Here is a 25,717-nt window from a genome sequence, read left to right on the forward strand (position 1 = left end):
TTGATTTAGGTTTTTTATTACAGAAGGTTATAACAGCAGAGTTATAGCATGATATTAAAAAATCTATCGCTACTATAACCAATAGTGACAGTAGAAAGCAAAAAGCCCCACCAAGTCGGTAGGGCTGATTGTACGTATCGACTGTCAATGTGATGATATCGTTACGTCACAAGATGATGATTGTATGATTTAAGGCCTAACAATCTTTGTAACGTGAACCGACTCTACGCTATTTTTTAATTAAGCGCGTTTCTTCAGTGATCACACCTACGGCAGCATCTTTTTTACCATCATCGTTAACATCGACAACAGCAGTAGGTTTAAAGGTAGTCGTTTCTACAGGTTGTGCCTGTTTGATAGCCACGGCTTCTTGTTGAGACGCAACACGTGCCGAACCAGCCGCATCGATAGCTTTGGTCGCTTTTGCCTTATTGGTATTGGCAGCTACATTGGCGATTTGCGCTAAATTAGTATGTTGCGGCACAGGGATAGCAGTCGGTATGTCTAGATTGGAACCACCGCCGAGCACTTGATACAACTCAATCTGGCTAATGATTTTTTGTAGTTCTAAATTCAAGATACCTTGCTGAGTTGAGAACAACGAGCGCTGGGCATCGAGAACGTCTAGATAGTTAGAGATACCGGCTTTGTAGCGAGCATTGGCAATCTGATACGTCTGGTCAAAGTTATCCTGCAAGCGATACTGTGCGTCGAGCTGATCACCCAGTGTGGCACGTGTCGCTAGTACATCTGATACTTCGCGGAATGCCGTTTGGATAGAGTTCTCATAGCTAGTAAGCGTTTGCTCACGTTCAATCTGCGCCACATCATAGTTGGCATCCAAGCGACCAGCATCAAAGATAGGCACGCTAATGCTAGGGCCAAATGACCAGCCAACCGAGCCAGTATTAAATAAGTCGTTCAAGCTACCACTACTGACACCAATACTACTGGCTAAACTGATAGACGGGAAGTAAGACGCGCGCGCTACTTCGATATTGGCACCAGCGGCTTTCAGGTTGTATTCCGCTTGCAGTACATCTGGGCGATAGCGTAGTAGCTCACTAGGCAGTCCAGCACTAAATATCTGCTGGTTAGTGATGTTGGTAACAGATGCGTTCGGAATAAGATTACTAGGTATAGGTGCACCGACTAAATACTGCAAAGCATTACGGGCTGTTAACACACTGCTTTGTGCACTCAGCATCGCAAGATTGGCGTCTTCTAATGAGGCGCTGGCTTGTAAAGAAGCCAGCTTGTCATCAATACCAGCCTCAAAGCGCTTAGTAGTGATAAATAGCGACTCTTTACGACTTTCATAAGTTTTAGAAGCCAGTTCCAGCTGTGCTAGGCTATAACTTAAGTTAGCGTAGCTTTGAGCAATATTACTGATTAGACTGATTTGAGTGGTATCTTTTGCGGCAGTGGTGGCCAAAAAGTTCTGTAAAGCCTGATCTTTTAGGCTTGAGATTTTGCCCCAAAAATCCAGCTCGTAGTTTGCCAAACCTAGATTGACGTTATAGCTGCTACTAGAGTTACGATCCACGCTATTTTGAGCACTGCGAGAGTAACCACCACTACCATCAATCGTTGGCAGATCACTAATATCAGTGATTCGATATTGCGCACGCGCTTTTTCAATGGCCAAGCGTGCATTCTCAAAGTCTTTATTGTTTTCAAGACCGAGCGCAATTAAACTTTTTAAACGCTCATCGCTATAAAAATTCTGCCAGCGTTGACTGGCGATACTCGCCTGATCAGCACTACTGACAGTTTCTTTGTCATACGCACCATAGGCTTGCTGAACCGGAATATTAGGCTCAGCAAGTACAGGACGCATATCCGCTTTTGGGATGGTGTTACAGGCAGCCATGCTTATTGCTAAAGCGGTCAGGCCTATTAGACGACCGCCATTTCTGCGGGCGCTAGATAATGATAAAGGGGTAGAGGTCACGGGGCACTCACCTGTCGTTGCGCACGCGCCGGCAGTAATACTGACTGCCGAGTGTGCTGAGTTTGAGGTAAAAAGAGAACGAAAACTCATTGTGTATTATCTCCTAAGTTCACAGGCTGATAACTCTTAGAGAGAGTCGGGCTTTGTGGATCACCGTTTGGTGTATGTGGCGTATTATCACCACCGTCGTCTCTGTCATTTGGCTTATTATTCTCATACTTATGAGGAAAGATGCTACGTATCCAAATATAGAACATTGGGATAAAGAATACACCTAATAATGTCGCACTGACGACCCCGCCAAGTACACTGGTACCGATGGCGCTTTGGCTGCCAGAACCAGCGCCAGTGGCTAAGAATAGTGGTACAACCCCAAGTCCAAAGGCAAGCGATGTCATGATAATAGGGCGCAAACGTTGACGCGCTGCTGTCATCACGGACTCTTTGAGACTATAACCAGCTTCTTGATAGTCTCTCGCAAACTCGATAATCAAGATGGCATTCTTGGCAGAAAGCCCGACCACAGTCAGTAAGCCAACCTGTAAATAAACGTCGTTAGAGAAGCCGCGCATCCACGTAAATAGCACCGCGCCTAAAACGCCAAGTGGAACAACTAATATGACAGAGAAAGGTATCGACCAGCTCTCATACAGAGCAGCTAGACATAAGAATACCACTAAGAGCGAGATTGCATATAGCAATGGAGCCTGAGCACCTGATTTTTTCTCTTCAAGTGACGTGCCTGTCCACTCATAACCGACGCCTTCCGGTAGATTGGTTATCATCGTCTCTACCGCAGCCATTGCTTCACCCGTACTGAGTCCAGCAGCAGCAGCACCCTGAATGTTCATAGAAGGGAAACTGTTGTAACGGGTCAGACGCGGAGAACCTGCCTGCCATTCACTGCTAGAGAACGCATCGAATGAAATCATATCGTTATTGTCATTACGTACGTACCATTTACCAAGATCGTCAGGGTTGGTACGACTACTCGGCTCGCCTTGTACATAAACGCTCTTAATACGACCACGGTCAACGAAGTCATTGATATAACTTGAGCCCCATGCAGTCGAGATAACGCTATTGATACTAGACATCGACAAGCCATATGCAGCGGCCTGTTCTTGATTGACATTGACTTTGAGCTGCTGTGCATCCTCTTGACCATTAGGACGTACACCAGAGACTTGGTCGTTTTGAGCGGCCATACCCAACAACATATTGCGGGCTTCGAGCAGCCCTTCATGACCGACGTTTCCGGTATCCTGTAGCATCAAGTCAAAACCACTGGCATTACCAAGTTCAGTAATAGCGGGCGGTACAATCGGAAATACTTGCGCCTCATTAATCTGAGTAAAGAAATAACCCATTGCCCGGCCAGCCACAGCTTGCGCGGTGTTTTCATCACCTGGGCGTTCATCCCAATCTGACAAGCGTACAAACGCCAGACCCATGTTTTGGCCTGTTCCGGCAAAACTAAAGCCTGCAACGGTAAAGACAGAGGCAATATTGTCGGCTTCTTGAGTATCGTAATAGTTTCTAACTTTATCCAGTACGTCTTGTGTCTGATCAAGTGTAGAGCCAGAGGGGAGCTGAACTAAGGTAAACATAATACCTTGATCTTCTTCTGGCAAAAACGAACTAGGAATGCGTAAAAAGACCACCGTCATAATACCAATAATGGCAGCATAGCCAATTAGATATAACCATTTACGACCGAAGCTTTTACCCACGAAGCGCTCATAAGAGATGCTTGCTTTAGAGAAACTACGGTTAAACCAACCGAAGAAACCTTTTTGAGTGGCCATATTACTCTTGTCATGGCTCTTGCTACGTTTAAGCAAGGTCACACACAGGGCAGGGGTAAAGATAAGGGCAACTAAAGCCGATAGTACCATGCTGGTAATCAAGGTAATGGAGAACTGACGATAGATAGCACCAGTTGAACCGCTAAAGAACGCCATAGGTACAAATACTGCTGATAGAATCAGAGCAATACCGACAACAATCTTACTAATTTCACCCATCGATTGAACGGTAGCATCTTTGACAGAAATGTCAGGATCTTCTTCCATAATCCGTTCGACGTTCTCTACGACTACGATGGCATCATCGACCAGTAGTCCGATAGACAGTACCATCGCAAACATGGTCAGAACGTTAATACTAAAACCTGCGATATACAGCACACACAAGGTGCCGAGAAGTACCACAGGTACAGCCAATGTCGGGATAATCGTGGCACGCCAGTTCTGTAAGAAAATGAACATGACGATAAATACAAGCACAATAGCTTCGATGAGCGTATGTACTACTTGTTCAATAGACAACCGAACGAATGGTGTCGTGTCATAAGGAGTAACCGTGGTTAGGCCAGCAGGAAAGCTTTGTTCCAACTCAGACATACGAGCACCAAGTGCTTCGCGCGTATCAAGTGCGTTAGCGCCACCTGCCAAGGATATACCCATACCAGCGGCTTCTTGACCGTTAAATAGTGAGTTAACACTGTAGTCTTGACTTCCAATCTCAACATCTGCCACATCGCTTAAGCGTACTTGCGCGCCTGAGGCATCCGTTTTCAATAATATGTTTCTAAATTCATCAGGTGTCTGTAGGTAGCTTTGTACCGTTACCGTGGCGTTGATAACCTGTTGCTCAGTGTCAGCGGGCGCTTGACCTAACTGGCCTGCAGAGACTTGCGCATTTTGCGCACCGACAGCAGTGATGACATCAGAAGGCATCAAGTTATAGCTACGTAAGCGTGCAGGGTCTAGCCAGATACGCATCGCGTAGGTAGAACCAAATACACGAACTTCACCAACACCTTCGACACGGCTGATCTGATCAACGATGTTTGAGTTAATGTAATCGGCAATATCACGGCGATCCATACTGCCATCTTCAGAGATGAATGCTTGCACCATCAAAAAGCTGCTAGAGGATTTGTTGACTGTGACACCTTGACGCTGAACGGATTCAGGTAGTGAGCTTGTTGCCGCTTGAAGCTTGTTCTGTACCTGTACCTGAGCGGTATCAGAGTCAGTACCAGTCTCAAAGGTGAGCGTCACTGATGCGCTACCGTTTGACGAGCTGGTTGATGACATATACATCAAACCATCAAGACCTTTCATTTTTTGTTCGATGATCTGAACAACTGAGTCTTCGACGGTTTGCGCACTGGCACCAGGGTAATTTGTGCTAACTGTAACAGTCGGCGGTGCAATACGTGGGTACTGTTCGATCGGTAGATTAATGACCGATATCACCCCGATGAGCATGACTAAAATAGCCAATACCCATGCAAAAATAGGGCGATTAATAAAAAAACGTGACATAGTATATCCCTAAGTCTTCCTATCTTTGAATGGAATTAGTTAGCTGCATCTTCCGCAGGTTTCTTGGCCGTGTTGCTCTCAGCAGGTTTCTTAGTTTCTGTTGCTGCTTGCTGTGGTGTTTTGGCCGAAGTACTAGCAGGCGCGCTATTTCCAGTTGATGCTGGCGTAGCGTTTTCTACAGGCTTGGCAACGACTTCTTGATCAGGCTTAACTTTTGAGCCACCTATGACGACCAGTTTTTCGCCTTCTTTGAGACCGTCAGTTACTACCCAATTACCATTATAAGTACCATTCACTGTGACAGGGCGTACTTTGATTTTATTGTTTTCATCAACGATATAAACCTGAGTTTCACCTTTAACAGAGCGTGTGACAGCACTTTGTGGTACCAGTACCGCATTGTTGATCACACTTTGGGTCAAGCGCGCACTGACATACATGCCTGGTAGCAGAATACTGTTACTATTCGGGAAGATTGCACGTAGAGTGACAGCACCAGTTGACTCATCAACCTTTGCTTCAGACAATGCCAGTTCGCCACTGACGGGATAAACCGTGCCATCTTCTAATACCAACTCAACGGTATTCAATCCCGCTTGAGCCTTGCCAGCAGAAATCTGTTGACGCAGTTTAAGTAGCTCGGATGAAGACTGGCTGATATCGACATAGATAGGATCTAGGCGTGAGACAGTCACAAGTGGATCAGCTTGGCTTGCGCTAACCAACGCACCAGCAGTAAAGCTCGAGCGATCGCTACGACCTGATATTGGGGCACGTACTATAGTGCGGTCCAGATCTAGTGAGCTGGATTGCAAACCCGCTTTGGCGCTTTCGATACCTGCTCTTGCACTTTCGATACCTGCTTTTGCTTGACCAATAGAAGCGTTGGCACTTTGTACAGCAGCTTGCGCCGTACGGACAGTGGTTACCGCTTGTTCATATTGTTGTTTAGAGATGGCGTCAATTTCGACCAATCCGCTCAAGCGCTGCAAGTCGTTTTGAGCTTGAGACAGTGTGGCTTGTTGGCTAACCAGATCAGCTTGTGCATTGACGCTATTAGCCACTGCTGTCTGATAGTTGGCCTGTGCCTGTTGTACGGCTGCTCGACCACTCGTCACAGAAGACGCATAGTTGTCCGTATTAATACGATAAAGTGGTTGACCTTTTTTGACTGTACTTCCTTCACGGAACAGTATTTCGTCAATGACTCCATTAACCTGTGGACGGACATCTGCAGTTTGATAGGCTGATGTGCGACCAGAAAAGGTTTGTACTTGTGGTACGGTTTCAAAAGTTACGGTCTGTACGTTGACGACGGAGGGTGGCATTTGCTGCTGTGCGGCATCCCCAGCGGCATCCTCGTTACTGTCACAGCCCACCAGTACAGCTCCAGATAGTACAGCTGCTATTACAAGCGCAAGATAAGAGTGCTTCATCAATGTCCTCGTCAATAATATAATTGCGGTATAAATAAAAGAGTAATAATCAGTAGTAGCGTTCGAGATATTGTTATTTGTCATATAGTCATTCCACTATAATTGAATCGACTATATGACAATCAATGCTAAGCGTTATGAATAATAGATCTACGCATGACAATATTGATTGTTTAATAAATATAAAGATGGCTACTGGTACTAAATATATAATTAAATAGTTAGATTTAGCCAGTAAACATAGTCCGCTATTATAAACTAAAGGGTTAACCCCACAGTCAAGCTAATAAAAACAGTTATTCTGAAAAACAAATCCACATTTGTTCTTATGAACTGTACAAACATTGAAGAGGTAAGCATCACAAGAGATAACGTTTACCATAGCGTAACGTTGTGACAGCGCAAGACAGTGTTGTTTTTTTGTTATAGAGTCTATTTTTATATACATATCTGAGGTTGTACTTAAGAAATATTGCGCAGACAGCAAAAACGTGATTTTAGCAATACCTAAAAACATCTTTGACCTGAGCGAAGGTGCATGGAGTATCAATCAAGGTTTCTTGATCAAACATTATCCGACTGTCAAAACAATCCTTATACGATTATAGTACTGCGAGGATTTATAAAACTTAAAGAAAGGTAACGATTTAGCTGAGATATTGGTTATTAAGAGACAGCTTTTTGAGTCGTTAGCTTCCTATTTGTGAGTCATTAAAAAATGCTGCTCAAAAATGAGCCGTCTTAATCCCTTGATAGTACAGAGTACAGACGACTCACCTTAATTATACTAACCGTGCGCTTGCGAGTTCAGTCAATTGATACAAGCCTGTACGGTAGCGGTTGTCAGGTAGAGTGCTTAGGGCGTCTTGAGCCAGTTTGGTTTCTTCCAGCGCGCGCTGCTTGCAGTAGTCTAGAGCACCTGAACGACGTACCAAGTCGATAAGTTGCTCAGCGTTCGGTGTCTTACCTGTCTGCACAGCAATACGAAGCTGCTCATAGCCTTCATTGTCGCTATTTTTTAGCAGTTCAAGTGCTTTGATAGTTGGTAGAGTTGGTTTGCCTTCAGCAAGATCATCGCCGAGGTTTTTGCCCATCACTTCACTATCACCACTGTAATCAAGCACATCATCGATGATTTGGAATGCATTGCCGAAGTGCTGACCAAAATCACCCAATGCCTGCATATATTCTGTCTTGTCTTGCAAGATAGCAGCACCTTGGGTCGCCATCATAAACAGACGCGAGGTTTTGCCATCGATAATACGCAAGTAGTCATCTTCTGTAGCGGCAGGATTATGCTGATGTTGTAACTGCAACACTTCACCTTCAGCAATATCACAGGTACCATCTGAAAATACCTGTAGTAATGGTAAGCTTTGAAAGCCGACCAATAGGTTGAAGGCTCGGGCAATCAGATAGTCGCCGACCAGTACGGCTGTGGCATTATCCCATGTAGCATTGGCGGTTGGCTTACCTCGACGCTGACCTGACTCATCAATGACATCGTCATGAACGAGCGTAGCGGTGTGCAGCATCTCGGTGATGGCCGCTAAATGCATGGCTTTTTCTGATGGATTGTCATTGAACATGCGTGCACATAATAATGTAATCAGCGGGCGCATACGTTTACCACCAGCATTAATCACGTGCTGTGAGACGCTCATTACCAATTGAACTTTGGAATTAAGACTACCGAATACTTGCTTGTCCATAATCTCAAAATCATCAGCCACGATACTTTGGATATCAGCATAGTTAGGTGTTGATTGAGCCATTGAATCTGTATTATTTGAAGGGGTGATGGTCATAATAAATAGTCATATTAATAAGAGTAGAAAGAGTTTTTAGCCTTGATGCTTTTTAACCTTGAGCCTATAGCAGGCAAGGCATTTTTCTATAATAGCATAGCTGTGTCTTTAAATTGTTGGTTAAAGCATTTAGAGAATAGAGCGATTATATTTTATACAATACTTATGGTATATAGCTATTAGCAAAGAATGCTAGAACCAGTCTAAATGATACCTCTATAAACTCGCCTGTCTTTGCTGTACTTTTATAGGTAAGCATGAGTGATAAAGGACTAAAAGGACTATAAGTAACTGATTATATAAGTTATAATAGCGGCTGTTAGGCATAAACTGTTATCCATCATTGTTATTTTAGCTGGTTTTTATTGAGTAGCCTCTCAGATGCGTTCACAATCAACAGCTTATATAGTAATAACGGATAGGGTTATTAGTGTAACCACCTTACAAAAACAAGATGCGCGGCTTGCTTTTATGAGCAAAAAGCCGTAAAATCTTGCCTTTAATTTTTCCCTGTCGTGTTCGTCGTAAAAGCGTTGGTATAACATCAGCCACGGCACACGGGTTAAACGGAGTCATACAATGTACGCAGTAATCAAAACTGGTGGTAAACAGCACCGTGTAGTCGTCGATGAATTGCTTAAAGTTGAATTACTAAAAGCAGAAAAAGGCGAAACAATCAAATTTGAAGACGTATTGATGGTTGTTGACGGCGATAACGTCAAAATCGGTCAGCCTGTCGTTGAAGGCGCTAGCGTAGAAGTTGAAGTTGTTGAGCATGGTCGCGGCGAAAAAATCCGTATCATCAAGCACAACCGTCGTAAGCATTATCACAAAGAACAAGGTCACCGCCAATGGTACACCTTGTTAAAAATCAAAGCCATTAATGCCTAATTACCCATTTAGCAATTATTGCTAAACAGTGCACTAAATGCTTAAGAGTTACCGCATCAGCGGTAAGTCAAATTAACAAGGAGATTTTCTCATGGCACATAAAAAAGCTGCCGGTTCGAGCCGTAACGGTCGTGATTCAAACCCAAAAATGCTAGGCGTAAAAATCTTTGGTGGCCAAGCTATCACAGCTGGTAACATCATCGTTCGTCAACGTGGTACAGAATTCCACGCAGGCGAAGGCGTTGGCATGGGTCGTGACCATACTTTATTTGCACTGAATGACGGTGTTGTAAAGTTTGCGACCAAAGGTAAATTTAACCGTCGTTATGTGACGGTTGAAAACGCATAATTATCTATTTAAGTCGTTTTATTCTTTGAATAAAATGATCGGATAATTAAAAAAGCTCCTATTGCCTTATGGTAATAGGGGCTTTTTTTACGTGTATTCATTCTTATTGAAGCTTGCCAGAAGTAGTGAAAAATAATAAGAAAAACGGCTCATACTACTTAATAGCTTATAACGAATGCGTTTACAAGCGTGTATGGCAGGCGTAGTAATGATTGCAAATCATGACTAGGCGCGCAATAAAAAAACTGGCACACTGTTGTCATTGTTTATGGGCACCAGTTTTATATTGGTCAGATAAGCACTTACAGAAAACAAAAAATTTAATGAGATGTTTTACTTTTAAGCGACTATTTTTCAAAAGCTACTATGCTTTTTTAGAGAGGATTTATAATGACTTTATCAATGAACAAATCAATCAAACAAAAAATGATGAACGGTGCTCTAGCGGGTGTATTAATGACATCACTTGGCGTAGCAGCTCCTATGATTGCGATGACTCAATCGGCAACGGCAGCACCTGCAGATAACTTGACCGCTGCTAAGCGTTTGAATACGCTTTTGACCAACACTAAGAGCATGACAGCCAACTTTACCCAAACGACTAAAGGGGCAAACAGTGGTACGTTTAGTGGCTCTATGAGTGTTCAACGTCCGAACAATTTCCGCTGGGAAACGAAGTCACCATCACAGCAGATAATTGTTGCTAATGGCAGCTCAATGTGGGTTTATGACAAAGATTTGGAGCAAGCGACCAAGCAAAACGTCGATAGCCAAGTGGGTAACACCCCAGCACTATTGCTATCAGGTGATCCGAGCAAAATTGATCAGAACTTCAAAATCACTCAGCCATATTCTAATAAAAACTACTATGTACTCTATCCAAAATCAGACAGTGCTAGCTTCAAGAGCTTATCAATGAGCTTTAGCGGTGGTAAGCCAGTGATGATGGTACTAAATGACAGCCTTGGCCAGACCACATCGATTAAGTTCAGTAATATCAAATTGAATCCGAGCATCAGTAGCAGTCAGTTCAAATTCACACCACCAGCAGGTGTTGATGTTATCAATCAGTAAAAATTAATCACGACGCTATAGTTAGTGATTCAATAAAAAGGACAAACCTTAAGTGGTTTGTCCTTTTTTGTGGCAGCGAGTATGGCTATAAGGTTATATGTTATACCGATATTGTACTTTGAATATCTTTAAAGGTTTGAGGGTCTAAGACATTGCTTTGATAGCATCCATATCTGGCATCGGTGGTAATTCATCTAAATCACTCAATCCAAAGGCATCTAAAAATTGCGGTGTGGTATGTAGCAATGCAGGACGACCTAAAGTATCTTTATAGCCGTCTTCTTTGACCCAACCCTTATCAAAGAGCTGCCTAAGTATGTTACTCGATAGCGTCACACCGCGTACATACTCGATGTCACTACGGGTGACGGGTTGTTTGTAAGCAATGACACTTAATGTCTCCAGTAACGCTTGGCTGAGGCGCTCCTGACGTTGTGGAAAAACGGTCTGAATGAGGGCGCTGTAGTTATCTGCTATTTGTAATCGATAGCCACTGGCAGTCTCGTATAAGCTGAGCACGCCTGTATCCAATCGTGTTTGTAATAATGCGAGCGCTTGTTTTAGCTCTTTGGTAGACAAAGCCAGATGCTTCTTTAATACAGTGGCAGTTAGAGGCGTTTCTGAAGCATGTAATAGCACTTCGATATCTTTGCTAATACTTTTAAATCTTTGCAGCTGATCATCAGGTAGTGATGAGCGTTCAGTTACTGATATCGCTTGTTGTGTCTTATCGTTTTGTACCATGTCATTTGGTATTATGTAGTTTGGTACTGTGTCTTCAATATCTACCATCGAGAGTACGCTCTTTTATAAGTATTGTATTTTAAATATAGGGTAGGTTAAATATAGTTGGTTCAATAGCATTTAGATACAAGGAAAGCGAGTGAAAGTACGATAAGCAGTAGACTAAGCGAGACTAACACCGTATCCAGTTGATAGAGGATTGACTATATTGCTAAGCCAACCACTGCAAGGTCAATGGCCCAATGTGCGAGTCGTTTCTAGGATCACTATTAGTAGTAGGGCTGCTTGCCAGATTAGCATGCACCACACCGACCAACTGCCGTTTTATTAGCTCTAATACTGCGACGAAACTGACGACCACACCTATCTTACCTTGTGCTTTATTCAGTAACTCATAAAAAGAGCGTGCACCGTCGGTACTAAGCTGTCGACTGATACTCGCGATACGATCAGCAAGCGGTACAGCATCAACTTTAATGTTATGCATCTGATAGTCGGGCTGTAGTTGCATCTTAAACAAACTATCAATCAATAAATTTGGTGAGTAGTTTGGCAGTTCGGTATTCATGATTTCTTGACTGGGCATACTCACCATGGCCAGAAAAACATCGCGCTCAAGACGAACCAAATTGTCCAAGCGCTGACTGGCTACCTTAATCTGAGCGTAGGCTTCAAGACGTTCAATCAATTCTGCCTTTGGGTCGCGCTCATCGGTAGGTGCTTCTGGTTTAGGCAGTAATAGCTCTGTTTTGATGGCGATCAACGTTGATGCCATTAGTAGGTAGTCGCCTGCCAATTCAAAATACTCAGTATCTAACTCACCAATGTATGCCAAATACTGCTCAGTGATGGGCAATATTGGCATTTTAGTCAGGTCAACATTGTTCTTTTTGACCAAATACAACAGAAAATCCAATGGTCCAGCAAACTGCTCTAGCCAAATGGCGAAAGCTTGCGGGGGCACATATAAATCTTCTGGCAAATGTTGTACTGGCGTCTGATAAATACGCAACGACATATCATGAGCGTTGGCAGAGGATACCGGTATCATTTCTGGTACATGGTCTGTCTTCAATGGATTACTTAAGCTTGGCAAGTGGACGAATACCAATGGCACGGCGAGTCTTGTCTAGTTGCTTACGGCTATGACGACGTGCTTTTTCTGCGCCCATTTGCAAGATTTCTTCAAGCTCTTTCGGATTGGCCATCAGTTCTTGATAACGCTCACGGAATGGTGCGATTTCATCGTTTATTTTTTCAAACAAGGATTTTTTTGCATCGCCCCAACCAATACCAGCTGCAAACTTCTCACGCATGTCAGCAATTTCTTCAGGCGTCGCAAAGGCTTTATATATCTCAAAAATAGCAGAGTCGTCAGGATCTTTTGGCTCTTCAGGCAGCTGTGAATTGGTGACGATTTTCATGATGGCTTTATGCATCTGTTTTTCGGCGCTGACTTGCGGATTAGAATCACCGAACAGAGGAATGGTATTGCCATAGCTCTTGCTCATTTTACGGCCATCAAGTCCAGTCAATAATGGGATATTGTCATCGACGACCGCTGATGGTAGCGTAAAGAGGGTTTTGTAACGATGGTTGAAAGTACCAGCAATATCACGCGCCATTTCGATATGCTGTATTTGGTCGCGGCCAACAGGGACATGAGTAGCATTGAACATCAATATATCAGCTGCCATGAGTACAGGATAGCCAAATAGTCCCATGTTGATACCTTGATCAGGATCGACATCTTCTTTGTCCATATTGATATCGACCGCTGCTTTATAAGCGTGAGCACGATTCATCAAACCTTTGGCACATGAGCAATTCAATACCCATGCTAGCTCTGGAATTTCAGGCACGTCTGACTGACGATAGAAGGTCACACGCTCTGGGTCTAGACCACAGGCAATCCAGGTCGCGGCAATCGCTTTGGTTGACTCATGAATGATAGCGGGATCGTAACAGCCAATAATGCCGTGATAATCTGCCAAAAAGAAAAATGCTTCATCGTCACTGTTTTGAATAGCTTGGATGGCTGGACGAATCGCACCAACATAATTACCCAAATGTAGGGTGCCAGTTGGTTTAATACCAGTCAAAACACGCTTTACAGCTGCTGCCTCAGTAGAGGTTTGATTGTTAGATGTACTATTACTAGTCATAGGAAATCCGTTATTTTGTTTATCAAATTATTATAAATGCGTTGTTATCTATGAGTCGATCATAGTGAAAATATTGGCCACAAAGTATAACAAACTTTTCGACCATTTTTCTTTGGAATAACGGCTACTTATAGATATCTGTGCGACCTGTCGGACCGTGTTTGAAGCGCCGATGAAACCACATCCACTGGGTGGGATCGATACGAATGAGTCCTTCTAAGACTTCATTAACCTGAGTAGCGTCAGCAACTTCATCATTACTCGGATAGTTACTTAACTCAGGCGTAATCGTTAGGTGATAATGCGGACGTTTACCCCTTGGTAAATTGTCCGGCGTTTGACGATAAGTGTGTAGCGCCATTAGTGCGGGTGGATGTGTCTTGTCGCCCAATTTAGCCATACGTCTTGATGCAGTAATGGTAGCTGCTGGCACACCGAAAAATGGTGCCATAACGCCTTGTTTAAGACCATAGTCTTGATCAGGCGAGTACCAAATAACATGTTTTGCCTTGATAGAGCTGACAAAACTACGCATGTCTCTGCTCGCTATTTGCTTACCAAGAATGGTACTGCGCCCATTATAAACAAACCAATCTAATAGGGCATTGTTCTGAGGTCGATACATACCATCCATTGGAAAGAACTGCGTACATAACATACCACCTAGATCAAGCATCGTATAATGTGCACCGAGTAAAATAACAGGGCGCCCTTCATTTTGTGCGTTAACTAGATGCTGTAAGCCTGAGATAGAAACCGTGCGAGTAAAGACATTGGGGCGAAACCAAGCGCACAAGGTTTCGAACACTCCGATACCCTGATTGACAAAGACTTGCTTGGCCATCAATTCACGTTCAACTTCCGGCTTTTCTGGAAAGGCCAGCTTAAGGTTGATCAACGTATCACGTCGGCGTGAGCCTGCTACTTTATAAAGTAAAGTACCCAGTTTACGACCCAGCCAAAACTGATAGCGCAATGGTAAGTAAATCAGTGGCAACACCAAAGCGAGCAATAACCATATACCCCAGTATTTAGGCGATAAAAACTGCCATTGAAAGGGTTTCTTATCCGCTTGCGCTGTACGCTTATGGGTTTGCGTAATCGTTGGCGTACCAGCAGGGAGTGCTGGTGACTTAGCCGACGGCTGTATGCTTGGTGAGGGCATGCTGTCTTTTGAAGGTTGCTTACTGGGGTCGTATTGTTCTGGCGCTTTCATAATATCCTTTTGCAGCACTTTTATGGCATCGGGTTATAGCATCTTATAGCATTGTCGCTATTGATGAAAAGTTATTATGATAATGGGGTAGTGGTAGCGGGTTTACAAGTTGGTCTTTGGCAAAGTAACTCTATAAAAATACTATGAATTGGCATATCTATAAAATATATAAGATAAAGATTCTATCTAATAAATAGCCATAAAAAAACCTTACAAGCTGCGAACAGCTTGTAAGGTTTTGCAAATCTACTCTTTCATTTAATGCGAATACTATTGCTCTGAGATAAAGACAACAGTCGCAAAAAGATAAGAGATAGCTTTGATTAACGTTTCGAGAATTGTGGACGTTTACGTGCTTTACGTAGACCCAATTTCTTACGTTCAACTTGACGTGAGTCACGAGTAACAAAGCCAGCTGCTTTTAGAGCAGGTTTCAAAGCTTCGTCAGCTTCGATTAGCGCACGAGTGATGCCGTGGCGGATTGCGCCAGCTTGACCACTAATACCACCGCCTGCAACAGTTACATATAAGTCATATGCGTTAGCAGAGTCTAGTAGTTCTAATGGTTGACGTACTACCATGCGTGAAGTTTCACGGCTGAAGTATTCGTCAAGTGGCTTGCCGTTAACGACAATGCTACCAGTACCTTTTGATAAAAAGACACGAGCAGTAGAAGTCTTACGACGACCAGTTCCGTAATTGCGTTCCATAAGTGTATCCTTAGATGTCTAGTGCTTTAGGTTGCTGTGCTTCATGTGGATGTTCAGTACCCGCATATAGTTTCAGCTTCTTGATCATCGCATAGCCAAGAGGGCCTTTTGGAAGCATACCCTTAACTGCTTTGTGTAGAACATCTTCAGGCTTATGTGCAAGCAATTTACTGAAGTTAGTTTCTTTGATACCACCTGGGTAGCCACTGTGACGATAGTATTTTTTATCTTGTGCTTTTTTACCCGTTACCGTGATTTTGTCAGCATTGATGACAACAATAAAGTCACCAGTATCAACGTGCGGTGTAAAAGAAGGCTTATGCTTGCCACGTAAGCGAGTAGCAATTTGAGTGGCTAAGCGACCAAGGGTTTTGCCGTCAGCATCTACGACATACCAGTCATGGGTCACTTCAGCTGGTTTTGCACTAAGTGTTTTCATGATAAAACCTTAAAATTAGAATTCGTTGAGAGTTTAGCTGGGAACGGGGCTCTCAAAAAACAGACTGCACATTATAAGCAGTAGAGCCTACGCTTGCAAGCTGCATTAGGGTTTATTTTTGCCTTATATACATTTAACTGCAGCGTTTGGCCAGTTTTAAGCGGTTTTAGACATTTTTAGTGGGTATTAAATGATTTCTCAAACAAGACAAATTACATAACCGTAAATGTTATGTTTGGTAATCACCGTGCAATTATGACGATGATAGCCGATAAAGTCCAGCGACAACTTGTCCAACTTTGGTTTGTTTCAAGCATTCAAACGCCACGACCTCTAGAGTTGTCTGCGCTTGAGCGGTTAAATTGTCATTCAAAGTATTTGCCAATTGCTGCAGTTGGCTCTCTAAATCTTTGTCAGCTTCCAAATAAATCAGCGTGTCAGTATTAATTAACGATTGAGTAATCAACACCGTCAAAATCGGTTGCCACAGATCTTGAGCATAAGGCGGGTCAATGAATACGATATCAAAAGTCTGCGGGACGACTGGCTGCTGGCTCAAGACTTTCTCTGCTGTGCCAGTGATGATTTGATGGCTGTCAGCATCAATCCGCAGTTGTAAAGCACTTTGGCGTAGCATATCGCTTTGCGCATTATTTATTTCAATAAAAGTACAATGTGTAGCGCCGCGAGACAGCGCTTCAAAGCCTAACACGCCACTACCAGCGCAGCTATCTAGCACATAAGCCCCATGAATATCAGCCAGTAGCCAATTAAACAATGTCTCGCGTAGGCGATCAGGCGTTGGACGTAAACCTTCTGCGTCGATAAAGCTTACAGTACGGCGTTTAAACTGGCCACCAATGATACGTACATCGCCACCAGCAGATGCCTTTTTTGCTTTATGGCTCTTTTTAGTATCTCGGCTGCTTATAGACTTTTTCATGATGTTTTCTCGCTGACCGTCTTTTTATTCAGGCGTTGCTGCTTCTGTTACAGTTTCAGTTTGCTCTTTTAGAGCCTGCTCTTCTTTATCACGCAGCGCATCCCGCAGCGCTTTATCAAATGCCTTTTGACGTTTGATGGCTTTCAACTCATCAGCTGTTGGCGGCAGTATAGGGTTGGTTTTGCGTTGTAAGACCCAGTAATCAAATAGGGCACGACCGATAGGTGCGGCGACGGTACTACCACCACCACCGTTTTCGACCAATACAGCAAGGGCAATCTGAGGGTCTTCTACTGGCGCAAAGCCATTGAACCAAGCATGATCCCAATGACGCTTATCTATTGCGGATTTGTCATAACGCTTACCTTGTGCAATCGATTTTACCTGAGCTGTACCTGTTTTGCCGGCGATACGATAACGAGGGGTATAAATACCGTGTGCAGTACCACTTTTGACAGTGTTTTCCATAGCATCGTGCATACGTAACCAATCAGAAGGCTGGCCGTTGTATTCAATTTTGCCATCAGGTTTGGTGATAACTTTGACCTCTGCTGCACCATCGCTATTTTTTAATAAGTGCGGCGTAATATGATAGCCCTTATTCGCCGTCATGGCTGTGGCATTGGCCACTTGCAGCGGCGTGGCTAGAAAATACCCTTGACCGATACTGACGGAGATGGTTTCACCTGGTAACCAACGTCTATCATAAGTGTCTTTTTTCCATTTTGGCGATGGCATGACACCTGACTTTTCATTAGGCAAATCAATCCCTGTTTGCTCACCGAAACCAAAGCGTATCATCCAATCATGTAGACGTTGTATTCCCATCTCGTAGGCCAACTTGTAGTAATACGTATCTACTGACTGCATGATTGATTTTTTGAGGTCTACCGTGCCATGTCCGCCTCGTTTCCAATCACGAAAACGATGTGAGTCACCTGGTAAGCTAAAATAACCGGGGTCATAAATAGTCGTGTTCCAGTTGCGCAGACCATAATGAATACCGCCCAAGCCTTCAAAAGGTTTGATGGTAGAGCCGGGTGGATACATACCTTGCAAGGCACGATTGTATAACGGCTGATCAAGATCATCGCGCAAATCACCGTAGTCTCTAAAGGAGATACCCGAGATAAAAGGATTGGGGTCATAGCTTGGGTTACTGACGAAAGCCAATACATCACCATTCTTTGGATCGATTGCGACAATGGCACCGCGACGACCATCTAGTTGCTGTTGGGCGATCGTTTGTAAGCCATAGTCCAAGCTCAACGTAATATCGTTACCTGCTACAGGAGGCTTGGTATCTAATTGACGGACAATATTGCCAAGGGCATCCGTTTCGACTGATTGATAGCCCGGCTGTCCGAGTAAAATATCTTCATAGTAATCTTCGATACCAATCTTGCCGATGAGATCGGTACCAGCGTAGCGCTCTTTATCAATGCGTTTACTTTCTTTGTCATTGATACGACCGACATAGCCAATGACGTGTGCAAATAGCTTGTCATAAGGGTAAGAGCGCGTTAGCTTACTCTGAATGCTGACACCACGGAAAAAGGGCTTACGTTCACTAAATTGTGCCAGTTGTGCATCAGTCACGTCGATTTTGATCGTGACAGGGTCATTCTTGCTTTTGCTCAGGCGCGCCAAAATATCAGTGATGTCTTTTTCTGTCAGATCAAAAATAGGCGCGAGTAGCTGTAATGTACGCTCTGGTTTTTCGACTTCGTTAGGGCTTAACATCGCGGTAAATACGGGTTGATTGTCCGCGAGTATGACCCCGTTACGATCATAAATATAGCCGCGGCTAGGCGGTGCAGATATCAGCTTGATTCGATTGTTATCGGCTTGTGTTGTGTACTTGTCATGGGCATAGACTTGTAGGTAGCCATAACGCATTATCAGGCCGCCTAAGCCAATGAATATTAAAAATCCAAAGACAATAATACGACTGGTAAAAATTCGATTGACCTGATCAGTGTTGGGAGTTATCGGTTTATTCATATAAAGTCAGAGCCCAAACGGTCAGTAAGTCAATTAAAGAGAAATAAGATAGGCGGGGTCGTTAACCAAAGTGCGGTGAGCAAAAAGGATAATACAAAGGATTTCAAACACATAAGCGATATGGTTGGAAATGATGACATATACAATCTGTCTATAGATATTCGTTGTCACTTAATCACAAATTATAACAGAACAAACGCGAGGACGCAGTACTTCGCTGCCGGTTTTGTCTTTATTATTGGCATATCAATGATAGCTTATATTTCTGCATTTTCCATCTGATGTGAACGATAAAACGTGTCATGTCTAGTCACAACTTGGCTAGGGTCTACGTGTGCTAATGGATAGCAAGTATGCTAAAATCAGGCGGTTTATTTTATAGTCATTATTATGGGTAGAGCGTGTGTTTGTGCAGCGTTCTAATGTGCTAACGGTATGTTATTAGCAACGACAATCAACCTGTCAGGGACAAGATAAGTCATGGACACAACTTCATTGTGGCAGACGATAGCTGAGCACCCAGAGTTCTTTGCCATGCTAACCATTCCGCCGGTAACTGCATTCGTTACTTGGATACATGTGTGGATGGCGCTCAAAATGCTGTTTTATCCGGTTAAGTTTTGGGGTATTCGTATTCCTAAATTTCCGTTTTTTGGGTTGCCGGGTATTGGCTGGCAAGGTATCGTGCCACGCAAAGCTGGCAAGATATCAGGTGTCATCGTTGATCAGACGCTGTCAAAACTGGGCTCACTTGATGAGTTCTTTCAGGCGATGGAACCTGAGCAGATGGCCGTCTTTATCACTGATACAGTCGATAAAAACCTTGAGGCACTGATTGATGAAATTATGCTGGATCATTCGCCTGCGCTGTGGGGCAATCTGCCTTATGCGTTAAAGCGTCGTGTCTATGCCCAAGCACACCAAGAGCTGCCCAATATTATGCAGTCGTTGGTGACAGACTTGACCCATAATGTCGAAGATTTGGTTGATATGCGTAAGATGATCGTCAACACGATGGAGAATGATCGTCGGTTGATGGTTAATATGTTTTTAAAGGTAGGCCAAAAAGAGATCGATTTTATTTGGCATATCAGTGCCTTGATCGGTTTGATTTTCGGTCTTATCCAAATGTTCATATTTTTGGTAGTGCCGCAGCATTGGACAGTGCCGTTTTTTGCAGCAATTTGGGGCTTTCTAACCAATTGGATTGCCATTTGGATGGTGTTCAATCCGGTCGAGCCACATTTTATCCCCTATGTTAAGTTTTTTACTGTACAGAGCCATTTCCCATTTATAAAACCACAGATACCGCGTATTGATCGATACCGTCTACAAGGTGGTTTTATGAAACGTCAAGAGGAAGTCTCTGAGGTTTTTGCTGAGATTGTGGTAAAGGATTTGGTGACACTTGAAAACATCATGAATGAGATGATGTATGGTGACCGTGCTGTGCAAACGCGCGCGCTAATGAAGTCACATCTATATAAAGTGCTAGAGTCACCGGTGATTAGTACGACGTTGCGCGTAGGATTGGGTCGCCGTGAGTATGGCCAATTAAAAAACACGATTATAGATAAATCCATTGTCGCAACGATGGTGCCGCTGCGCGATCCTGAGCTGAATGAGAGCCGAGCGAGCAAGATATTTGGACTGTTTCGTGACCGTATCCGTGCATTGACGCCAAATGAGTTTCAAAATTTATTACGTCCCGCTTTTCGTGAAGACGAGATGACGCTGATTGTATTGGGTGGCCTGACGGGATTTTTGGCTGGTTGGCTGCACCTTATCTTGGTGTTTTTTCCATCGACTTAACCAGATATTAAATTTTATGCGCTTTATACACATCGCATACAGAGTGGATACAAAAACGTGACAAGTTGGCGCTAATGTACCATGCTGTAAGCGTCTCAAGATGCAAGGTCTAGTGACGCTCACCATCGCAATCATAAATATAGCAGTCACAAATACTGGATGCTTATAACGTCTTAACATTCTAATCCATCAAATAAACTATGACCGTATCAAGGTAAACAAGGTTAGACCGTATGTTAATCACAGAATTGGGTTATTTTGCCTTGCTCGCCGCCTTTATGTTGGCGATTTTGCAGGTAGTATTACCGACCATCGGTATCATGCGCGACCACGTTGCATGGCAGCGTCTAGCGCCAAGTTTGGCATGGGCACAGTTTGCTGCAATGATTACCTCATTTGCCGCGCTAATGGCAGGCTTTTATTACAATGACTTTAGCCTCGTCTATGTCACTCAACATTCTAATACTCTGTTGCCTTGGTACTATAAGTTATCAGCAACGTGGGGCGGACACGAGGGTTCATTGCTGCTTTGGATGACCATTATGGCCACTTGGTGTGCGCTGGTATCTTATTTCAGCCGTGGTCTACCATTGTCTATGCGTGCGCGAGTCTTGGTGATATTAGCTGGCGTGCAGATGATGATGCTAGCGATGCTTATCTTTACCTCATCGCCATTTGACCGTACATTGCCTAATTTACCTGTTGATGGTGCGGATCTAAATCCTGTGCTACAAGATTTTGGCTTGATTATTCATCCACCGATGCTTTATATGGGCTATGTGGGTTTAGTCGTGCCATTTGCTTTTTGTATGGCGGCATTGTGGGAAGGCCGTTTAGATGCGGTATGGACACGTTGGTCGCGTCCATGGGCGCTAGCTGCTTGGGGCTTTTTAACCGTTGGTATCGCACTAGGCTCATGGTGGGCTTATTATGAGCTTGGCTGGGGTGGTTGGTGGTTCTGGGATCCAGTAGAGAATGCGTCACTGATGCCATGGCTGGCAGGTACGGCATTGCTACATTCGCTTGCTGTTACTGAAAAGCGCGGTGTGTTTAAGGCATGGACTATTATGCTGGCGATTTTTGCCTTTGCACTCAGTTTACTGGGCACATTCCTGGTACGCTCAGGCGTGATTACCTCTGTGCATTCGTTTGCCGCTGATCCAACTCGTGGTCTTGTCATCTTGGTGATTCTTGGTGTGATTATCGGTGGTGGCCTGTTGATGTTTGCTGTACGCGGCTGGCGCTTGACGGTCGAAAGTCAGTATCAGTTAATTTCACGTGAGTCGTTCTTAGTTATTAATAACGTCATCCTTTTGATTTCGACTTTGGTCGTATTGCTCGGCACGCTATATCCTATTATTGCTGATTCCTTCAATTTAGGACAAGTATCTGTCGGCCCTCCGTATTTTAATGCGCTATTTGTCCCATTAACTTGGTTGATATTAGTCGCGATGGGTATGGGCTCCAATATACGCTGGAAAAAAGACAGCCGTCCGCTATTGGGCGCCGGAATGGTGATTGCGGCGAGTAGTGTTGTATTGGCAGCAGTTATTGCATATTTCACTAGCCCGTCTGCGATGCTTAACATTGGTGTTACGTTGGCAGTCAGTTTTTGGGTACTGTTCTGGATGGTGGTGGATTTCAAAGACAAAACCAAAAATGCCCCGAGTTTTCTTAAAGGCTTACGTCAATTACGTCTGAGCTATTGGGGTCAACAGACTGCTCACGTTGGTGTGATTGTGGCAGTTATTGGTATTGCATTTACCAGCACGTTGAGTATCGAGCGGGATGTCGCGCTTGGACCAAATGACAGTGTTCATGTCCAAGGTTATGACTTTACAGTAAAAGGCTTTAGTGAAGTAAAAGGCAGTAACTTTGATGCCACACAAGCTGAAGTTGAGATAACCAAAGACGGTCAGGCGGTGACGACACTGTACCCTGACAAACGTAATTACATCATCAGCATGATGCCAATGACAGAAGCGGCTATTGATGCGAGTCTAATGCGTGATGTGTACGTAGCACTTGGCGAACCTATCGCAGAAGATAGTAACGAATGGGCCTTCCGTATCTACGTTAAACCGCTTATCCGTTGGATATGGCTTGGTGCTTTGATCATGGCATTTGGTGCGCTGTTGAGCATGCTGGATCACCGTTATCGCATTAAGAAAGCCAAGACGCCTGCGCAAATTGCGGCAAGCAAATCAGGCTTTACGACAGTGACCGATTTGGATTCACCAGCAATAAAGATGGGGGATAAGTAATGAGTACATCAAATCATTCTTCTGACCCAAGTCCGAAAAAAGACAAGGCAAGCAACACAAAAACCATGAACAAAAAACAGCTTAAGTTATGGTTTGTTATTCCGTTAATTGTATTCCTTGGTTTTGTCGTCATGTTATATATGCGTTTGGGTAAACCAACGGATATCGTTACCAATACGGCACTTGAGCGCCCAGTACCAACGTTTGAGCTGCCACTGTTATCAGACACTAGCCGCATCATGACCAATGAGAATTTGCCTGATAAGCCGTTTTTGATGAACATTTGGGGCTCTTGGTGTCCAACCTGTATCATTGAGCACCCGTTTTTAATGCAATTAGAAGAGCGCGGTGTCAACCTGATCGGTGTCAATTATAAAGACGATATTGGCGATGCGTTAGGGTACTTAAACCGAGGTGGTGATCCGTTCTCGATGTCCATTCAGGATTTGTCTGGTCAGTTTGCATTAGACTTGGGTTTGACGGGTGCGCCTGAGACTTTCATCGTCGATGGTGAGGGTATTATTCGTCAGCATATTATCGGTGAGATCAATGAAAGCAACTGGCAAAGTCGTATCACGCCTTGCTTGATGGTACTCAATGAAGCCAATGATAAAAATATCAGTCCAGAGCTTAGTCAGGTTCAGGAGGCGTGTCAATGATCGCTTATCAAATAAAGAAGGCGACGCTACAGTTAGCAGGCTTTATCATTGCTTGTCTCTTAAGTATTAGCAGTTATGCTGCAATTGAGGTCTATGACTTTGATTCTCCGCAGCAAGAAGCTCAGTATCGTGGTCTCATTGAAGAGTTTCGTTGCCCCAAATGTCAAAATCAAAATTTAGCAGGTTCTGATGCACCAATTGCTCAAGACTTAAAGCAAAAAACGTATGATCTGATAAAAGATGGTCGTAGTGATGGTGAGATTCGCGCTTATATGCAGGAGCGTTATGGCGACTTTATTAGTTATAAGCCGCCTGTACGTCCATCAACGTGGATTTTATGGTTTTTTCCGCCATTATTGCTCATCATTTTGGTTGCAGGTTGGTTCTGGCAAAGCAAACGACGTCAGCTTGTGGCGAGCGGGGAGAGTGGGTTGACAGTAAATAGTACTGCCACAGCGCTATCTTCTGCCGAAAAAGCTGAACTTGATCGCTTGTTATCACGCGCTGAGAGCGATGATAAGAAAGATCATGACATCACAAGTCTCGAGGACAAAAAATGACCATATTCTCTACTGTGGGCTTATTTATTGCTCTAAGCTTACTTACAGCCTTAATACTTGCTGTGATTACTATCATACCGTGGTTAAGATCGCCTCGTTCACAAGAAAAACAAGTAGACAATCAGCTATTAGATATCAACGTTGCGGTGTTCCGCGAGCGTTTAGCAGAGCTAAAAACCGATAAAGATAGTGGCACTATTGACGACAGTCACTATGAAAATCAAAAGCTTGAGCTTGAGCGTCAGCTGTTAGATGCTCAGCGTGAAGTCACACCGATGGTCACACCTGGCATCAAGAGTCGCCTGATTATTATCGTTTGGGTGCCTGTGTTGTCGGCTATGGCGTATGTTATGGTCGGCGATCGTACTCCTGTGTTTGAGCTGTGGGCAGCCGAAGACAAAGTCAGCCAAGTAGCTGATGACTTACTAACTGGTAAGATTGATCAGCCACCTGCTTGGGCAATCGAAGATGGTCAGCAGCTGATTAGTGCTATGCAAACCAATGTCTATCGCCATGCCGATGATCCCAATCGCTGGATGCGCCTATCGGAGCTGTTCTTATCATTAGAAGCGACCGATTCGGCACTAGAGGCTTTGTCACGCGCTTATCGTTTAACACCAGACAATGAAGAAATCGCGACTACTTACGCACAGATTAGCTTTTTTGCTAATAAAGGTCAGTTAGATTCTAATACTCGCCGAGTGCTAGAGGGCGTATTGGCCAAAAATCCTGCGCATGAAGGCGCGCAAATGCTCATGGCAATGGGTGAGGCACGCAGTAGTAACTTTGATCAAGCACAAGGCTGGATTAGACGTCTACGCGAGAGCATTTCTGCCAAGCCTGGCGACCATACTCAAGCGCTATCGAGTTTGGATGAGTTAAGTGCCAGTGTGAGTGCTCAGAAGCAGCAAGCGTCTGAAGGGGTTGAAGTCACTGTGAAAATCAATGCAAGTCTGTTGCCATTGGTCAAGGCTGACGACGTGCTATTTGTGGCAATACGTGACGTGAATGGTGGTCCGCCATTTGCAGCTAAGCGTTTACCGATTAGTGTCATTAAGCAAGGTGAAGCCAATATTAGCCTAAGTGATTTGGATGCTATGATGCCTGAACGTACTTTGAAGTCTGCTCGAGACGAGAAGGTGCAATTAGCAGTCATCGCACGCATCAGTCATAGCGGTACTGCTAGTGCTGAATCAGGTGACTTGTCAGGCAATCCAGTCGTGATTGGCGCTGAACAAACTGAGGTCAATGTAGACATTAATCAGCAAATCCCTTAGTCTGTTTATCTGTTGCTAGCACCTATGATATAAGCGCTGTTGTCCGATATAGCAGCATGCAACAGTATTATATGAAC

20 protein-coding genes are annotated in these 25,717 nt (G+C 44.0%); 8 read left to right on the top strand and 12 right to left on the bottom strand.

What is annotated here, in order from left to right; genetic code table 11:
- Positions 1-229: 229 nt before the first annotated feature.
- The 4 genes from IPZ60_RS07260 to IPZ60_RS07275 all read right to left on the bottom strand — a co-directional run bounded on the left by IPZ60_RS07260 (position 230) and on the right by IPZ60_RS07275 (position 8,533).
- Positions 230-2,044, bottom strand: coding sequence for an efflux transporter outer membrane subunit (locus tag IPZ60_RS07260; RefSeq protein WP_227669274.1), 1,815 nt, complete (start codon positions 2,042-2,044; stop codon positions 230-232).
- On the bottom strand, positions 2,041-5,289 hold the full coding sequence (locus tag IPZ60_RS07265; protein WP_194197177.1) for an efflux RND transporter permease subunit: 3,249 nt from the start codon (positions 5,287-5,289) through the stop codon (positions 2,041-2,043). Before IPZ60_RS07265 ends, IPZ60_RS07260 begins: the two co-directional genes overlap by 4 nt.
- 35 nt (positions 5,290-5,324) lie before the next feature.
- On the bottom strand, positions 5,325-6,725 hold the full coding sequence (locus IPZ60_RS07270) for an efflux RND transporter periplasmic adaptor subunit (RefSeq protein ID WP_194197369.1): 1,401 nt from the start codon (positions 6,723-6,725) through the stop codon (positions 5,325-5,327).
- A 782-nt stretch (positions 6,726-7,507) separates the two neighbouring features.
- A complete protein-coding gene (locus tag IPZ60_RS07275) occupies positions 7,508-8,533 on the bottom strand; it encodes a polyprenyl synthetase family protein (protein WP_194197178.1) in 1,026 nt (341 codons plus the stop codon).
- Positions 8,534-9,112: 579 nt separating this feature from the next.
- Here IPZ60_RS07275 and rplU point away from each other — a divergent pair.
- The 3 genes from rplU (at position 9,113) to lolA (ending at position 10,847) form a co-directional block, all read left to right on the top strand.
- Positions 9,113-9,424, top strand: coding sequence for a 50S ribosomal protein L21 (gene rplU / locus IPZ60_RS07280; RefSeq protein WP_110922591.1), 312 nt, complete (start codon positions 9,113-9,115; stop codon positions 9,422-9,424).
- A gap of 91 nt (positions 9,425-9,515) precedes the next feature.
- Entirely contained in the window at positions 9,516-9,773 is a 258-nt protein-coding gene (gene rpmA, locus IPZ60_RS07285; protein WP_021813611.1) for a 50S ribosomal protein L27, read from the top strand.
- Positions 9,774-10,163: 390 nt separating this feature from the next.
- On the top strand, positions 10,164-10,847 hold the full coding sequence (gene lolA / locus IPZ60_RS07290) for an outer membrane lipoprotein chaperone LolA (RefSeq protein ID WP_110922592.1): 684 nt from the start codon (positions 10,164-10,166) through the stop codon (positions 10,845-10,847).
- A 144-nt stretch (positions 10,848-10,991) separates the two neighbouring features.
- On the opposite strand, the gene scpB is transcribed toward lolA, so the two are convergent.
- The 8 genes from scpB to mrdA form a co-directional block, all read right to left on the bottom strand.
- Positions 10,992-11,639 carry an SMC-Scp complex subunit ScpB gene (scpB, locus tag IPZ60_RS07295; RefSeq protein WP_227669276.1) on the bottom strand — a complete coding sequence of 216 codons (648 nt, stop codon included), beginning with the start codon at positions 11,637-11,639 and terminating at the stop codon, positions 10,992-10,994.
- Positions 11,640-11,802: 163 nt separating this feature from the next.
- Positions 11,803-12,642 carry a ScpA family protein gene (locus IPZ60_RS07300; RefSeq protein WP_194197371.1) on the bottom strand — a complete coding sequence of 280 codons (840 nt, stop codon included), beginning with the start codon at positions 12,640-12,642 and terminating at the stop codon, positions 11,803-11,805.
- A 28-nt stretch (positions 12,643-12,670) separates the two neighbouring features.
- Positions 12,671-13,756 carry a tryptophan--tRNA ligase gene (locus IPZ60_RS07305; RefSeq protein WP_194197179.1) on the bottom strand — a complete coding sequence of 362 codons (1,086 nt, stop codon included), beginning with the start codon at positions 13,754-13,756 and terminating at the stop codon, positions 12,671-12,673.
- A gap of 124 nt (positions 13,757-13,880) precedes the next feature.
- The gene (locus IPZ60_RS07310) at positions 13,881-14,972 is read right to left on the bottom strand and encodes a lipid A biosynthesis acyltransferase (RefSeq protein WP_194197180.1); all 1,092 of its coding nucleotides are present in this window, start codon (positions 14,970-14,972) and stop codon (positions 13,881-13,883) included.
- A 323-nt stretch (positions 14,973-15,295) separates the two neighbouring features.
- On the bottom strand, positions 15,296-15,682 hold the full coding sequence (rpsI, locus tag IPZ60_RS07315; protein WP_110922597.1) for a 30S ribosomal protein S9: 387 nt from the start codon (positions 15,680-15,682) through the stop codon (positions 15,296-15,298).
- A 10-nt stretch (positions 15,683-15,692) separates the two neighbouring features.
- Complete coding sequence (gene rplM / locus IPZ60_RS07320) at positions 15,693-16,121, bottom strand: 50S ribosomal protein L13 (protein WP_010199223.1); 429 nt, start codon at positions 16,119-16,121, stop codon at positions 15,693-15,695.
- A 253-nt stretch (positions 16,122-16,374) separates the two neighbouring features.
- Complete coding sequence (rsmD, locus tag IPZ60_RS07325) at positions 16,375-17,064, bottom strand: 16S rRNA (guanine(966)-N(2))-methyltransferase RsmD (protein WP_194197181.1); 690 nt, start codon at positions 17,062-17,064, stop codon at positions 16,375-16,377.
- A 24-nt stretch (positions 17,065-17,088) separates the two neighbouring features.
- A complete protein-coding gene (mrdA, locus tag IPZ60_RS07330; RefSeq protein WP_194197182.1) occupies positions 17,089-19,068 on the bottom strand; it encodes a penicillin-binding protein 2 in 1,980 nt (659 codons plus the stop codon).
- Between the two features lie 480 nt (positions 19,069-19,548).
- On the opposite strand from mrdA, the gene IPZ60_RS07335 reads away from it, so the two are divergent.
- The 5 genes from IPZ60_RS07335 to ccmI all read left to right on the top strand — a co-directional run bounded on the left by IPZ60_RS07335 (position 19,549) and on the right by ccmI (position 25,640).
- Positions 19,549-20,880, top strand: coding sequence for a hypothetical protein (locus IPZ60_RS07335; protein WP_194197183.1), 1,332 nt, complete (start codon positions 19,549-19,551; stop codon positions 20,878-20,880).
- 233 nt (positions 20,881-21,113) lie between these two features.
- Complete coding sequence (locus tag IPZ60_RS07340) at positions 21,114-23,144, top strand: heme lyase CcmF/NrfE family subunit (protein ID WP_194197184.1); 2,031 nt, start codon at positions 21,114-21,116, stop codon at positions 23,142-23,144.
- A complete protein-coding gene (locus IPZ60_RS07345) occupies positions 23,144-23,803 on the top strand; it encodes a DsbE family thiol:disulfide interchange protein (RefSeq protein ID WP_194197185.1) in 660 nt (219 codons plus the stop codon). Before IPZ60_RS07340 ends, IPZ60_RS07345 begins: the two co-directional genes overlap by 1 nt.
- Entirely contained in the window at positions 23,800-24,363 is a 564-nt protein-coding gene (locus tag IPZ60_RS07350) for a cytochrome c-type biogenesis protein (protein ID WP_194197186.1), read from the top strand. Before IPZ60_RS07345 ends, IPZ60_RS07350 begins: the two co-directional genes overlap by 4 nt.
- Complete coding sequence (ccmI, locus tag IPZ60_RS07355) at positions 24,360-25,640, top strand: c-type cytochrome biogenesis protein CcmI (RefSeq protein ID WP_194197187.1); 1,281 nt, start codon at positions 24,360-24,362, stop codon at positions 25,638-25,640. The genes IPZ60_RS07350 and ccmI overlap by 4 nt, the downstream gene beginning before the upstream one ends.
- Positions 25,641-25,717 lie beyond the last annotated feature (77 nt).

Origin of the sequence: Psychrobacter sp. NG25, from assembly GCF_015234355.1 — a bacterium.
GTDB lineage: Bacteria > Pseudomonadota > Gammaproteobacteria > Pseudomonadales > Moraxellaceae > Psychrobacter.

Excerpts from the sequence above, each read along its gene's own strand:
- rpmA (WP_021813611.1), top strand. The coding sequence starts at position 9,516 with ATGGCACATAAAAAAGCTGCCGGTTCGAGCCGTAACGGTCGTGATTCA.
- rpsI (WP_110922597.1), bottom strand. The coding sequence starts at position 15,682 with ATGGAACGCAATTACGGAACTGGTCGTCGTAAGACTTCTACTGCTCGT.
- IPZ60_RS07260 (WP_227669274.1), bottom strand. The coding sequence starts at position 2,044 with ATGAGTTTTCGTTCTCTTTTTACCTCAAACTCAGCACACTCGGCAGTC.
- scpB (WP_227669276.1), bottom strand. The coding sequence starts at position 11,639 with ATGGTAGATATTGAAGACACAGTACCAAACTACATAATACCAAATGAC.
- IPZ60_RS07335 (WP_194197183.1), top strand. The coding sequence starts at position 19,549 with ATGGACACAACTTCATTGTGGCAGACGATAGCTGAGCACCCAGAGTTC.
- rplU (WP_110922591.1), top strand. The coding sequence starts at position 9,113 with ATGTACGCAGTAATCAAAACTGGTGGTAAACAGCACCGTGTAGTCGTC.
- IPZ60_RS07275 (WP_194197178.1), bottom strand. The coding sequence starts at position 8,533 with ATGACCATCACCCCTTCAAATAATACAGATTCAATGGCTCAATCAACA.
- IPZ60_RS07350 (WP_194197186.1), top strand. The coding sequence starts at position 23,800 with ATGATCGCTTATCAAATAAAGAAGGCGACGCTACAGTTAGCAGGCTTT.
- lolA (WP_110922592.1), top strand. The coding sequence starts at position 10,164 with ATGACTTTATCAATGAACAAATCAATCAAACAAAAAATGATGAACGGT.
- rplM (WP_010199223.1), bottom strand. The coding sequence starts at position 16,121 with ATGAAAACACTTAGTGCAAAACCAGCTGAAGTGACCCATGACTGGTAT.
- IPZ60_RS07265 (WP_194197177.1), bottom strand. The coding sequence starts at position 5,289 with ATGTCACGTTTTTTTATTAATCGCCCTATTTTTGCATGGGTATTGGCT.
- IPZ60_RS07270 (WP_194197369.1), bottom strand. The coding sequence starts at position 6,725 with ATGAAGCACTCTTATCTTGCGCTTGTAATAGCAGCTGTACTATCTGGA.
- IPZ60_RS07310 (WP_194197180.1), bottom strand. The coding sequence starts at position 14,972 with ATGAAAGCGCCAGAACAATACGACCCCAGTAAGCAACCTTCAAAAGAC.
- rsmD (WP_194197181.1), bottom strand. The coding sequence starts at position 17,064 with ATGAAAAAGTCTATAAGCAGCCGAGATACTAAAAAGAGCCATAAAGCA.
- IPZ60_RS07345 (WP_194197185.1), top strand. The coding sequence starts at position 23,144 with ATGAGTACATCAAATCATTCTTCTGACCCAAGTCCGAAAAAAGACAAG.
- mrdA (WP_194197182.1), bottom strand. The coding sequence starts at position 19,068 with ATGAATAAACCGATAACTCCCAACACTGATCAGGTCAATCGAATTTTT.
- IPZ60_RS07340 (WP_194197184.1), top strand. The coding sequence starts at position 21,114 with ATGTTAATCACAGAATTGGGTTATTTTGCCTTGCTCGCCGCCTTTATG.
- ccmI (WP_194197187.1), top strand. The coding sequence starts at position 24,360 with ATGACCATATTCTCTACTGTGGGCTTATTTATTGCTCTAAGCTTACTT.
- IPZ60_RS07300 (WP_194197371.1), bottom strand. The coding sequence starts at position 12,642 with ATGATACCGGTATCCTCTGCCAACGCTCATGATATGTCGTTGCGTATT.
- IPZ60_RS07305 (WP_194197179.1), bottom strand. The coding sequence starts at position 13,756 with ATGACTAGTAATAGTACATCTAACAATCAAACCTCTACTGAGGCAGCA.